Here is a 13,508-nt window from a genome sequence, read left to right as displayed (position 1 = left end):
TTCATTTCTGAGCCGCCTGCGTGGCGGTGAGCGGATAACAAAACCAACGCCCTTGCCACTGCCATTTCTAAGCCGCCTGCGTGGCGGTGAGCATGGACCCTCGGCGGTTCAGTGTTAACAGCTTTTTCTAAGCCGCCTGCGTGGCGGTGAGCCTTTTGTTTTGTGCGCTGGCTGGCGCCAGTGATTTCTAAGCCGCCTGCGTGGCGGTGAGCACATGGAGCCTGGTGCAGATGTAATTAATTACTTTCTAAGCCGCCTGCGTGGCGGTGAGCCTGATGAACCTGAGTTCGGACCTGCTGTTGAATTTCTAAGCCGCCTGCGTGGCGGTGAGCATGGACCCTCGGCGGTTCAGTGTTAACAGCTTTTTCTAAGCCGCCTGCGTGGCGGTGAGCAGAAACAAACACACCTGTAGCCGGTTCTGATTTTTCTAAGCCGCCTGCGTGGCGGTGAGCGAATTGGAACAAGCTTTACAGGATTGGTATCATTTCTAAGCCGCCTGCGTGGCGGTGAGCTTACTAATAGGCACCAGCGTGATCATGGTTTTTTTCTAAGCCGCCTGCGTGGCGGTGAGCAGTGGTCGCTGGAGCGAGAGGCTTGCCGCATTTTTCTAAGCCGCCTGCGTGGCGGTGAGCGGCTTTCAAAAGCGGTTGAACAGGCGCGGGGTTTTCTAAGCCGCCTGCGTGGCGGTGAGCACAACAGAAGCACCATCCCAATTAAAGGTAATTTTCTAAGCCGCCTGCGTGGCGGTGAGCTAGCGTGTTTGGAGTTACATCACGCCCGGATCTTTCTAAGCCGCCTGCGTGGCGGTGAGCTTCAGGTAGGCGAGTTCGTGATTTAGCGTGTTTTTCTAAGCCGCCTGCGTGGCGGTGAGCTTGATCAGCTCATTGAATACGGCTTTCAGGTATTTCTAAGCCGCCTGCGTGGCGGTGAGCACGTTAATCATCAAAGCTACGTAACCCTGATATTTCTAAGCCGCCTGCGTGGCGGTGAGCCTGAGCCTTCGGCGCTGCTATCAGCGCTTGAGTTTCTATGCCGCCTGCGTGGCGGTGAGCGATCGCCTGGCGCTGGTAACCGTCTGGATACATTTCTAAGCCGCCTGCGTGGCGGTGAGCACCTTCTTTTAGTGCCTGCAGCTCCCGTGTCATTTCTAAGCCGCCTGCGTGGCGGTGAGCATGGTGTCAGGTAGCGATCACCGCCCGGTATTTTTCTAAGCCGCCTGCGTGGCGGTGAGCTGAGAATGCGCACACTTGAGAAAGATCTGATTTTTCTAAGCCGCCTGCGTGGCGGTGAGCGGTATCGAGAAACTAAAAGCACAGGGCATGATTTTCTAAGCCGCCTGCGTGGCGGTGAGCTGCTTTTGCTGATCAGGTATATCCCGCAATTATTTCTAAGCCGCCTGCGTGGCGGTGAGCATGTTCTTTTGATCACTGCATCAATCATTGCTTTTCTAAGCCGCCTGCGTGGCGGTGAGCAGAATGGGCCTACAAGACCGGGACTACATGCATTTCTAAGCCGCCTGCGTGGCGGTGAGCCCGCGGTGTGAATGTTTATGGGGTAAGTGATTTTTCTAAGCCGCCTGCGTGGCGGTGAGCATCCTAGCCAAGCGGCGGGGTTACAACACTAATTTCTAAGCCGCCTGCGTGGCGGTGAGCTAGAGGTCCGGGATCTGGACAGCACTGAGCGATTTCTAAGCCGCCTGCGTGGCGGTGAGCTTGATAGTAGGTGCTGTTACTGCTGCCGTTGATTTCTAAGCCGCCTGCGTGGCGGTGAGCACCGGAATCGAAATCCTCTTGAATATCTGCCATTTCTAAGCCGCCTGCGTGGCGGTGAGCTGATAAGCTTAATGCTACTAAGCATTTCAATTTTTCTAAGCCGCCTGCGTGGCGGTGAGCTTTCAACTTCATTTTCCACTTTTCCCCCTGGTTTTCTAAGCCGCCTGCGTGGCGGTGAGCTAGCCAATCCAGCTTTTGAATCATTATTTTCATTTCTAAGCCGCCTGCGTGGCGGTGAGCACCTTCTTTTAGTGCCTGCAGCTCCCGTGTCATTTCTAAGCCGCCTGCGTGGCGGTGAGCAAACAGTACCCGGGGGCCAAGATGGCGCGCATTTTCTAAGCCGCCTGCGTGGCGGTGAGCTCAATACTTATGCTGCGGTATCTCATTACCTCTTTCTAAGCCGCCTGCGTGGCGGTGAGCGGGATACGTACTAGCCAACAGGATTATGACCATTTCTAAGCCGCCTGCGTGGCGGTGAGCCGATGTTGATGCAAACGCGAAACTAACTAATGTTTCTAAGCCGCCTGCGTGGCGGTGAGCTCAACAAAAGCACATGGAGGGCACTCTGTGATTTTCTAAGCCGCCTGCGTGGCGGTGAGCTGTCTGTTCAGATTCCAGCGCCCAGCTACTCCTTTCTAAGCCGCCTGCGTGGCGGTGAGCCTTTATCATGCCCCGAAAATGGCACTGTTGCCTTTCTAAGCCGCCTGCGTGGCGGTGAGCTAGTCGATTTATCAATTACATGCGTTGTAATCTTTCTAAGCCGCCTGCGTGGCGGTGAGCAAAACAAGGCTGTTCTCGGTCCATTATTTAAATTTCTAAGCCGCCTGCGTGGCGGTGAGCATGATAAAAAAAGGAAGTGCAAACTTCAGTGATTTCTAAGCCGCCTGCGTGGCGGTGAGCGGACCAGAACTTATAACTGGAGACATTGAGTATTTCTAAGCCGCCTGCGTGGCGGTGAGCGAGACTTTAAATCATAGCTAGTGGGGTGATCATTTCTAAGCCGCCTGCGTGGCGGTGAGCTTTATATTCAACATCATCAGGCGTTAAGTCAGTTTCTAAGCCGCCTGCGTGGCGGTGAGCTTGTAACTATTGGCCGCCCTGCTTTAAGGCACTTTCTAAGCCGCCTGCGTGGCGGTGAGCAACGCACCCGCCATCGTCGTCTTGCGCCTGCATTTCTAAGCCGCCTGCGTGGCGGTGAGCAAGCGCTGCAAAACCACAGGCCGCGTGATCAATTTCTAAGCCGCCTGCGTGGCGGTGAGCAGCAGGGCGGCTGTTGAACTCACCCATCAGCATTTCTAAGCCGCCTGCGTGGCGGTGAGCTTGAAAACAATGCTCAGGTACTGGACGATGTATTTCTAAGCCGCCTGCGTGGCGGTGAGCTTTTGATAAATCGGCTTTTGCAAATAACAACTTTTCTAAGCCGCCTGCGTGGCGGTGAGCTAACTGTTTTGACAGCAGCACAACATTCACCATTTCTAAGCCGCCTGCGTGGCGGTGAGCCCTTATGTCAAACGTCCTGACTTGCACAAATTTTTCTAAGCCGCCTGCGTGGCGGTGAGCAAACAAGGCTGTTCTCGGTCCATTTTTCAAAGTTTCTAAGCCGCCTGCGTGGCGGTGAGCTAATGGTCAGGTCTGTATGTTTGGTACGGTGTTTTCTAAGCCGCCTGCGTGGCGGTGAGCGTAAAGACGGGAATTGATCTGCCAAAAGGGCATTTCTAAGCCGCCTGCGTGGCGGTGAGCAGCTCTGTTATTAGCTCTATTTATTATATTGATTTCTAAGCCGCCTGCGTGGCGGTGAGCCATCAGTAATGGTTTTGATGGTTTCTTCAGCATTTCTAAGCCGCCTGCGTGGCGGTGAGCATCATGTTAACTGGATAGGCATACAGCGTGCATTTCTAAGCCGCCTGCGTGGCGGTGAGCATGTCAGCCTGCATTGTCTGGATGCCGATGTTTTTCTAAGCCGCCTGCGTGGCGGTGAGCTTGATGATGCTGATCCGCTTAACTACGATCCTTTTCTAAGCCGCCTGCGTGGCGGTGAGCCAAAACCTAACTAATATGATTTCTGATATTCATTTCTAAGCCGCCTGCGTGGCGGTGAGCCACCAGCGATGTAAACGACAGAGCCCTGTAAGTTTCTAAGCCGCCTGCGTGGCGGTGAGCCGTGACCTGCATTACCTGCAAGGCCAGAGCAATTTCTAAGCCGCCTGCGTGGCGGTGAGCCCATCTGGCAGGACAACCTGGTAGAACCATCTTTTCTAAGCCGCCTGCGTGGCGGTGAGCCATTCTATTTGAACAGGATGTTGTTCGATGTATTTCTAAGCCGCCTGCGTGGCGGTGAGCCAGTCTGCATATAGGCAACACGTCGCCAATCATTTCTAAGCCGCCTGCGTGGCGGTGAGCGCTTCAGGCATGTCGTCTGCCCTGCCAGGTGCTTTCTAAGCCGCCTGCGTGGCGGTGAGCCTTTTCGCGCGCGCGTGCGCGTTTTTTAATAGTTTCTAAGCCGCCTGCGTGGCGGTGAGCTGGGTACTCAATCCTTAGCTCGTCAGTGTTTATTTCTAAGCCGCCTGCGTGGCGGTGAGCGCCGCGAAGCTAGTTGGGTTTCTGCGCACCGATTTCTAAGCCGCCTGCGTGGCGGTGAGCCCGATTGAACTGATTCCAATCAATCCCAAGAATTTCTAAGCCGCCTGCGTGGCGGTGAGCGATACAAAGGCTACCCTATTGTGACTGTTAGCTTTCTAAGCCGCCTGCGTGGCGGTGAGCTAAGAGGGGGCTTCGGCCCCTTTTTATTTATATTTCTAAGCCGCCTGCGTGGCGGTGAGCCAGCAAGCAATAATCCAGGAACAACAGAGACATTTCTAAGCCGCCTGCGTGGCGGTGAGCGGCACTGACGGCATGCCGTATTACCACCTGGTTTTCTAAGCCGCCTGCGTGGCGGTGAGCATATAATCAATTTTCTCAGCTCGACACATATCTTTCTAAGCCGCCTGCGTGGCGGTGAGCAATAGAATAACAGCAAAAAAAGAAGTTACAACATGAGGTTATGAGAAAAAGACTGTTTTACCCTTTCTCAAAACACCAGGCTGCAACTTATTGATTTTTATTCCTATTTTTTAAAGAGCAATTTTTTGGTTATTTTTCTCAAAACTGGGGTAGCGCTACAGGGTACTGTGGATAGCTAAGGCCGTAACAGTTCAACTTTCCCGTGCGGTCCACTTTATACTCTATCATACTGATAAATAATGGAAATTTTCCATCTAAAGCTGCATCACGCTTTTTGGTTTCCTGGCTTTCCATCCAGATAAAGGGCAGCTTGTTGTCAGCTTGCGGTCTGGTTTTAGCCAAGGTTTCAAGGCACTCCTCCAGTGATTTTCCAGACTTCCTGGCCCACAACTCTGCTTTTTCCCGTTCATCTTTTTCAATCCGTGCATGGCCTTTAGCATGATGGCGTACAAAACTGGCATAACCAGTTGTTGACGAAGGTACGGGTTGGATAGATTTCAGATGAACATAGTCCAACAGCCGCGACAGGTAGCCTGCTATGTTGAGCTTTTCCAACTGTGCTTGCTCGGGAGCAAATAACCGCAGCTTGCTTCCCAGAGGAAAGCCTTTCTGGCCATACTCAGGAAAGCTAATGGCTATCGTACTCTGGTTATCACCCACCTTGTGCTCAACCAAGGCGATATGGACCTGTTGGTACAGCTTTTGCCAGAGAAATCCTGCTGCAATATCGGCATCTGGTAGCAGTGTAATGTCCTGGTAGACGTTCATAACAGCTCCTATTTATCACTTCCGCCGAAAACACCACCACGTACCAAAACTGCCATCAGGTAATGTTCATCTTCAATTTTTTCCAACTTTGAACCGCGCGCCCAAGCATCAAAATGGGTATAAAAATCCTGACTTTCTTTCGGGGTGCGGTAGGCTTTACCGAGATTGGTAACAGCTCCGTACGGCTCAATTGCAATCGCACCAGCACTTTTTGTCGTATCAGAATAGTCTGGATACCAAGTATCAATTGAGCGCAGGGCATTACCAATTTTTTGTGAGTGCATGGCAGCATGGCCTTTCACTTGATACAACACCTTGCTCTTTTTGCTCTTACCTTTATCCAGCACTAACTCTTCACTGGGATAGACTTCTTGTGCTTTGCCCAGTTGTGCGTAGGTGGTCACTTGTAACATCAATGCGCTATCACCGCTGGCTAATGCACTGGCAATCTTGCTACCCAGGGCATTGACCTTCTCATTTTGCTGTTCAAAATTACGGGTGCTGAAATCTTTAGCGTTAAAAGACCACTGATCATTCTGACCTTGGTTCATTACTTTCACCTGCACCTCGATCTGCTCTGCACCTACACGGTTACGCCATAGAAAGCGTGCATTGGCAATATTGTGAGCATAACGACGCCCTAGCTCGGTGAAGCCTTCCCGCTGAATGTAGTCGGTGGCTGCCTTGTGATAACTTTGTTTGAAGTTGGCATTGTTACAGGCTGATGGATTTTCCACACCACCCAAAACCTTGAGAGTGAATTGGTGCTTCAGAGTATCCTGTTCTGCACCTAGTGCGCAGGCATCAATGGTTTGCAGGTTCGGCTTTTCAACTTCGGCATTCAGCTTGGCCGGGTCACTTTTTACCGTGGCTTTGAGGCGATTAGAAATAGTACCCCGAACCGATTTTTCTATTAACTCCAAAGGACTGGCTGTCTCTTTTTGGTCCCAGGTAGTGCCATAAAAATAAGCATCTGACGGAACCAGTTTTTTTTCAAAAGCCAGTACAGAAACAATATCGACATTCTTAGCCATGAGTTTTCTCCATTTCCTTTTTGATCTGGCTTAGTAAAAGCCATCGTTAGCAGTTTCTTTGCTTTCAGTTTGTGCCTGCTGGCACAGGTAAAGGTTTTTGTTGAGGTCGGTGTGGTAACGCCAAAGCACTTCATCCAACTGTTTGATTCTGTGTGCCATTCGGAACTCACCCAAGGTCACGATACTCTCGGCAAAACGATGCGGAATATTGGGGTCACGCTGGTTTTTGGCTTCACCCAGCTCACTAATCCCCTGAAAACCCGTCGCTATAGGCACAATCCACCCTGGTTTATCACCGTCACCGTCAACTTTCCTCTGGCTTTTCCAGATGACATTGCCATCGTTATCTTCTGTACAGTGATGGTGAATAGTCAGGTATTCCAGCAGCGCATCCAGAGCATCAGCTCCCTGCTCCATCGCCTGCTGCATCAGCTCCCGTCGCTCAATCAGAGCAAAACCAGGCATAAGAGAGCGCATTACTTTGCCTTGTGCAACTTCATCACTGTCATCCAGCACCTGTAGTAGCGGAAGCTCAAAAGCTTGCAAGTCACCACCGGCGACTTTCATCCGCATGAGCTGATGACTGATAACTTCAATAAAGTCCGGCTGGCGCATCAATTGTTGTGTTTCCTCATCAGCCTGATATTCGATCAAAAGGGAAACATCTAGATGGCAGCGGGCTTCTTCGATAAAAGCAGAGCGATTGCCCTCTTTATCCAGAGGGTTGCCAGTGCCAATAATGGAGTGCACAAAATCACCCGGCCCCTGAAAGGTTTGCAAATTGCATTGGTGGCTTATCACCCCAGTAGCAACCAAATCCAGTGATGGGTAACCTGCTGCATTCAGTTTGCGCTGCAAGGCATGAACAAATCCGAGCCAGGCAGTCATGGCGGGAAAGCCAATGGTAAATGGGCTGGATAATGCATTGGCGTTGTGAATTTTCAGGTGCGGCAGTACCAAAAGACGACGAACACTCATAACAGAGCCTCCTTGTTCTGTTCGATAACCTCAGCAAAGGCAAAATGCTCTGTGTCACCCAGAACAAAAGCAGTGCTGCCAAGAACACGCTTATAGCTGACATTAAAGTAACGGGTCGCGTCTTGGATCAGTTCAGCAAGCCATGCTTGATTATCCGCACGCTCCTGCTCATGCTCTGGGAACAACCAGATTTTCTGATAAGCGGGAAGGCCTTCTGGGCGGCTGTATTCTTGTTCAACAAAGGCTTTGCGTACCTGCCACATTTTAAGAATCAGCTGGTCGAGGTATTCCTGAATACGGTAATCGCGGCCTTTGCGGATATTTACATTGTTGTGACCAGTACTTAATAGTCGATGGAAAGCCTGAAAGGTCACCTGCAGCTGTTTGGGGTAAAGAGCTTCACCAAAGAAATTACGGGTAGGCAATTGGACGTTTCGAGGAGAAAGCTCTGGTGGCATCGAAAGCAATAGATGTGCTTTGCCAGCATTCTGGTTATTCAGAACACTGATATTGGCTGGCTTCGTTCCGCCATAGCCAATCGTTGTCAGATGATAAATTTCTTGGTAGTTCTCACCTAATTGATTGTTGCGACGTTTTTCCCTGGCTTCTTTTGCCTGCTCAGAGAAGCGAATAGCGTCAATACGTCTGCGTTGTTCGAATAGATAAGCAGAATGAGTGAGGATAGAAAGTTGATGATATTCACCTTCACCGACCAAAAAATACACCTGTTTGATTTTCGAGTTGGTAACAATATTTTTTGGTGGACTTTTGACCACTAAAAAACTTGTTCTTAACTGCTCAAAATCATAACCATCTAAACGAAGTAGCGCTTGCGCAGAGGCTGTTTTTTGCTCGATATGGTCAAGGAGCGTAATACCATCACTGAGTTTCAGACGTAAAAAATCTTCAACATCAAGTTCTGCGGCATTGCCAACTGAATCCACCTCTGCACAAGTGACATTCCCTGTTCGCAAGAAACCGTCTGGGCTACGATGGCCTAAAAATAAAATGGGGGTAACATAAGTACCATTGGCTTTATTTTTCTTTCCAACCCCGGTGCTTGGATGGCTGAATTTACTTGGATGACTGGCTAAAGCTCTACTTTCAATGCGTTGTGCGGCATCTGGCAACCAGTTTTTTAGCTCAAAAAACTGGTCACACTCCAACTGTTTAGCTCGAACCTCCATCTCACTCATAGTTGCTTTCAGGTTTTTCTTGAGCCATGCCTCTTTTCGCTCGTGGAAGAACTGCTCTATTGCTGGATCTGACATTATTTTCTCCTGTTTCCTTGTCCTGCTCAGTAGATTAGACGACCCGCAAAATATTTTAAACCATTATACTTTTTTTGTTAATTATTTATTGGGCTGACATGACTGACTTGTGAGTTTCACACTGCTAGAATTGCCAACCCGCCACATAGGCGGCTTAGAAAATTATGCTTTTGTTGTTCACTTCACTGCCACGCAGGCAGCAGGTGACTGTCCATCCGGACAGTCACCTTTTATCTTTTACCAGCCCAAGTTGATCGTTGTAGGTAAAGCAATCACTTTCACGGTAGTGGCTTAAGCTGAGCTCTCCCAGAATTTTAGAGGTGCGCTCTAGGTCTTCATTTCTCAGATCACTCTGCTCCATTACCAGCGCTCTATAATCCCGTGCTAACCATAAACGAGCACTGCGCTCAGGGCTGAGTGATTGATGCTTGATAGCATGACCCACCTCAACCGGCACCCAGCCACTTCGTGAGTCATAAGTTTTAAATACTGGAGCTTTCCGATCACTGATGACCAGATAAAGGTTCAGGCCCGGATCACTGTTACGAAAGCGGTTAAACTGCTGCGGTAGGGCGGTCATCCACCAATAATCATCGGTGTAGCCCCAGATACTTTTCGGGCTGCAAGCTGGATACTCACCTTCCGCTTCACCTGTCAAAAAATGGCAGCCCAACGTGCGGCTAATAGCAAAATGCTCCAGTGCCGCCAGCCGTTTTGAAGGTGCGGAGCCATCTTTCAGAATACGTGGCACTGCATCAACGCCTCTTTGCAGGGCATTGTTATCCAGAACATCATTCAAACTTTTAGAGGGACTCAACTGCCAAGTATTTTGCTCATACCCTGGGCGGCTGAACACATCCTTTTTTTCGCCTCGATAGCCCTTCAGGTTGTATTGCAGCAATGCCATATTGTGGGATTTATTATCTGGCGCATTTCGGTGGCGTCGTACTCGACCCGCAAGCTGAATGATGGAGCGATAAGAAGAGGGCTCAACCACTGCCCAGTCAAAATCATGGTCACGCCCTACTTCCTCAACGGGAGTGGCAACAAGGATAAAGATTAAATTCTGACGATGAGTGCTATCCAGATGCTGGCGTATTAACGGGTTATAAAAAGCACCAACTTTGGGGTCATTAACTGAAACTTTGCGCTTTAATACCTGATCCAGGTGCCGCTCCTGTGCATGACGCAAGAGCAATACTTGCTGGCTGTGATAAGCCATCACGCGGATCTCAATATCATCTGGCCACGCAGCATCAAGTAGGTATTTTGTTAGCTCGATACAGGGGGTGATATTGGCGCAACGGACGACACCGAATGAGACCTTGCAACCAGTTTTCTCATCCTGGACATGGTGCTGAACGTGCTGCTCCAGAACGCCCCGTTGAATCGTTGAGAAAAAACCACTTTCACAGGATTCAACACCGTTTCTATCTGGCAAAGCGAGAATGCTGGCTCTGCGCTTGACCGGTTCACTCCGTAATTTTACTACTCGTTTTTCAACAAAACCCTGATGAGCAGCCTGATAGCTGGCTGTTGCATTATCACCAGGAGAGATAGTGACCAACTGGGTTTTGAACTCATCTATCCAACCACAACCAACTTGCTGGCCCTGATTACGGCTTGTAGCGAAGATGGCCCAACCCTTTTGATAGGCGGAAAAATAACCCAGTGCTAAATCCGGTGGGATAGTCGCAGAAGAAATCATCACTTTTCTTCCCAGCATTCCAGCTAAATAGATCAGACGACCAATGGCAACCAGATCTTCACCGGTAAAGTCATCAATTTCATCAATAACAAGATCGGATGACATTAAACGCAGGCTGGGCAAAATATAACGCCCGCCTCGCGTAGTTTCCGTAGCCCCCATAACATGGTCGATAGTACAAGCCAGCACAGGTGCATAAAGCAGTGCTCGCTCTTTCTGGCCTGTTAATACTGTCACCAGTTCCTGTTCTGGAAGCAGATTTTGCCAGTGCAGATCATCACCGCACCAATCCAGTTGCTCCTGCTCATCCAGTAATGCCTGGCTGGATTCAGAACCCATATCCTCATCTTCTGATCGCTGTTCTTCTTTCTCATGTGCAGCAGCTGACCCCTGATGCAGCTCCAGAATTGCTTTTGAGCCAATCAAGACTGCCAACTCATCATCTCTTAGACCGATGCGCTCACGGTATTCATCACCTGTTTGCAGGGTAAGGGTTCGCAAACCCAATGCAAGGATATAACGAAGACTCTGCTGATCTTCTGACAAAGCCTGCATGATTTTGGCATTCACCAGGGTCTTACCGCGCCCGGTACTGGCCATATTGACAATAAAGTAGGCAGCGACTGCATCATCATTTTGCAGGCGATATTTTTTGATGCTACTGACTGCTTCATCCTGCCAGCCAAACTGCTTTTTAAGCTCTGAAGCCAGTGCTTTTTTGGGATGTAGCTCAGCCACATTCTCCGCTACAGGCGGCTTGCTTTCAAAATCAGGCAAGTAGCTGCTAGCTTTGACTGCTGCCTCCGCCACCCTGACGAGATGCTCGTCCAGTTTTTGTTTCCGTTTTAACTTTTGATCCTGATCCCGACCAGTATTAGCATATAACTCAAGCGGTGACTTCCAGTTTCCATCTTCATTTTGAGATGAGTAATAGTGATCACCCAGCATCAGACAGAGACGAGCATGGTGAGCAATGGTGCGCCAACTGCCATCTTTTACGGCAGAAGCAAAGAGTGGTAGCTGTGCATTTAATTGCCGCGCACGGTTACTTAACTCCTTCATCCAGACTGATGATCTACTCAGTAATCCTTGCGGAAAAATAAAGCAATCTGGTAGACGTTGGTGAAACTCAGCGTCATCAAAATAATTTTCATAACCCCAATCACGGCTGATTCGCGCCAGTAGTTGCTGCGGGGTGTTATTGGTTTTGTCACCATAGTCGGCTTTATCTTTTGGTTTGGGTAAACGATGGTGAGATAAAATCAGCCAGAGTATCAAGCTGGCAGCATCAGGCAGTTCACTGAAGGGAAAAAATTGGTTTGCTTGTTCAGATAAGTTTTTCTTAAGCTGACCTTCATCCAATACCTGTTCAGACAGAATGCCAAGCCAGCTCTGATCCTGATCAGGATGCTGACAAGTGCGAATCAATGCCATAAACAGCAAGCTGGAAATCCACTCGTGACGTAGTGGATCGCCTTTGTATTTATTTTCTGATTTTGGATTTAGCTTATCCTGAAAGAGCTTGGTGGCCTTACCCCAGTCATGCAACAAGGCCGCTAAGCCAGTGAAAGCTTGAATTAAGGGAAGATATCGCCAATTGTTCGAAATGTCACTACTGGGTAAATCTTGCTCCGTTCTGTTCACCGGCACATGGCCTTCTGCATTAAATTGCTTTTTATTGCCCACGATCCATAGCAACTGGCTCCGTGATCGTGAGCGTATCCAATGACAGCTGACGGCTGTGCTTTTACTGGCTGTTTGCCGCAGCATTTTTTTGACGGTTAACAAGCCATCTTCTGTGATAAGAGTTTGCCAAGTGTTATCACCGATACGGTTCGCAAAGGCATCCAGTACGCGGCGGGTTTTCTTGATGGCGTTTTTCTCGCACTGAGAAATAAAGGTGACCATCATAGCCCTTGTTCCTCAATTTGCTGCGGGGAAAGCTCTTGTAAAGCAACGGCTTTTACACTGTTAAACATAAAATCCAGTGCCTTATGATCAATAAAGGCTTGCAGTACCTGCTGTCGGAACTCTTGCTCAGTGGCTTTTTCTTTGGCACAAATAAATGCCCAAGGCAGCACGATGGCATCTTTGATCAGATCAGCCACATCAAACACCAGCGCACCACGCCGTGTTTTACCATGCATCACGGCAAAACCATGTGGAATACCCAGCACCCATAGACAGCTAGCCGCCAGACCGTAGGCAAGATAGTTGCCATGGTTTAGAAAAGCATTAGCACGGTCGGTGGCTTGGTGCTGGCGCGAAAAGTCAGGATGCTTTGTTGTATTAGAAATTGTTTTGTACAAAACCTTGGTCAATTGGGCCTCAATCATCAGTAAATCACCGCTGCTGGTTGCTTTGGCCGTGCGTGCTTCGAAGGTAGCAAAGGCACTTTGCAAGCTGGTGTGATTAAGATCGATTCCTTCAGCTTTAAATTCCCGATCTTTACTCCAGACTTTTTGCAGGTATGTGAGTCGAGCTGCTTGCAAGGTTTTGGCAGCAGCAAGACGCTGCGTATCATCGAACCAGAATTTTAACCAGCCTTGCAAGTACTCTGTTGGGCGGTATTCACTTTGCGGTGTGAACCATTCCACTTCGGTCGCCATATGCAACGGTGTGCCGCCGCCACCACAAAAACCAACTAGCACACCTGCCTGTGACAACATACGCATGGCTGCTTGAGTAATGGAGGTGCCATTGCCCAGTAAAAGCACCGTGGTATTGGCTATAGGGATGTTGTAATAAAGGTTTTCTTTCTGTGCTTCCGTAAGATAGAGCACACGACCATTTTTTTGCATCACACGGCAATATTCTAGGTAATACATATTGGCACGCTTTGAGTGCAGTATGACTTTGAGGTCTGAAGGGGATAAATCATCCATTCGTGCTATTCCATCTTTATATTGATTTACCAACAATCTTTACACTGATACATCGTATTAACAGACTGAATCTAGTCAGCTGCCTCCCCACC

6 protein-coding genes and 1 CRISPR repeat array are annotated in these 13,508 nt (G+C 49.3%); all 6 genes read right to left on the bottom strand.

Going from position 1 to position 13,508, the window contains the following annotated elements; all coding sequences use genetic code 11:
- Positions 1–4: 4 nt before the first annotated feature.
- A CRISPR array of direct repeats spans positions 5–4,772; the repeat unit is 28 nt; unit sequence TTTCTAAGCCGCCTGCGTGGCGGTGAGC.
- Between the two features lie 138 nt (positions 4,773–4,910).
- The 6 genes from cas6f to cas1f all read right to left on the bottom strand — a co-directional run bounded on the left by cas6f (position 4,911) and on the right by cas1f (position 13,416).
- Positions 4,911–5,540: a type I-F CRISPR-associated endoribonuclease Cas6/Csy4 gene (gene cas6f / locus F5I99_RS05755; protein ID WP_151054074.1), complete on the bottom strand. Its 630-nt coding sequence runs from the start codon at positions 5,538–5,540 to the stop codon at positions 4,911–4,913.
- 8 nt (positions 5,541–5,548) lie between these two features.
- Positions 5,549–6,574 carry a type I-F CRISPR-associated protein Csy3 gene (csy3, locus tag F5I99_RS05750; RefSeq protein WP_151054073.1) on the bottom strand — a complete coding sequence of 342 codons (1,026 nt, stop codon included), beginning with the start codon at positions 6,572–6,574 and terminating at the stop codon, positions 5,549–5,551.
- A gap of 30 nt (positions 6,575–6,604) precedes the next feature.
- The gene (csy2, locus tag F5I99_RS05745) at positions 6,605–7,552 is read right to left on the bottom strand and encodes a type I-F CRISPR-associated protein Csy2 (RefSeq protein ID WP_151054072.1); all 948 of its coding nucleotides are present in this window, start codon (positions 7,550–7,552) and stop codon (positions 6,605–6,607) included.
- Positions 7,549–8,823: a type I-F CRISPR-associated protein Csy1 gene (locus F5I99_RS05740; protein ID WP_151054071.1), complete on the bottom strand. Its 1,275-nt coding sequence runs from the start codon at positions 8,821–8,823 to the stop codon at positions 7,549–7,551. Before F5I99_RS05740 ends, csy2 begins: the two co-directional genes overlap by 4 nt.
- Positions 8,824–9,046: 223 nt before the next feature.
- Positions 9,047–12,442 carry a type I-F CRISPR-associated helicase Cas3f gene (gene cas3f, locus F5I99_RS05735; RefSeq protein WP_151054070.1) on the bottom strand — a complete coding sequence of 1,132 codons (3,396 nt, stop codon included), beginning with the start codon at positions 12,440–12,442 and terminating at the stop codon, positions 9,047–9,049.
- Complete coding sequence (cas1f, locus tag F5I99_RS05730; protein ID WP_151054069.1) at positions 12,439–13,416, bottom strand: type I-F CRISPR-associated endonuclease Cas1f; 978 nt, start codon at positions 13,414–13,416, stop codon at positions 12,439–12,441. The genes cas3f and cas1f overlap by 4 nt, the downstream gene beginning before the upstream one ends.
- Positions 13,417–13,508: the final 92 nt, after the last annotated feature.

This window comes from Nitrincola iocasae, assembly GCF_008727795.1.
Classification (GTDB): domain Bacteria; phylum Pseudomonadota; class Gammaproteobacteria; order Pseudomonadales; family Balneatricaceae; genus Nitrincola; species Nitrincola iocasae.
This window is presented reverse-complemented; position numbering and strand designations above follow the sequence as displayed.

Coding starts and splice junctions, on each gene's coding strand:
- cas6f (WP_151054074.1), bottom strand. CDS start 5,540: ATGAACGTCTACCAGGACATTACACTGCTACCAGATGCCGATATTGCA.
- csy3 (WP_151054073.1), bottom strand. CDS start 6,574: ATGGCTAAGAATGTCGATATTGTTTCTGTACTGGCTTTTGAAAAAAAA.
- csy2 (WP_151054072.1), bottom strand. CDS start 7,552: ATGAGTGTTCGTCGTCTTTTGGTACTGCCGCACCTGAAAATTCACAAC.
- F5I99_RS05740 (WP_151054071.1), bottom strand. CDS start 8,823: ATGTCAGATCCAGCAATAGAGCAGTTCTTCCACGAGCGAAAAGAGGCA.
- cas3f (WP_151054070.1), bottom strand. CDS start 12,442: ATGATGGTCACCTTTATTTCTCAGTGCGAGAAAAACGCCATCAAGAAA.
- cas1f (WP_151054069.1), bottom strand. CDS start 13,416: ATGGATGATTTATCCCCTTCAGACCTCAAAGTCATACTGCACTCAAAG.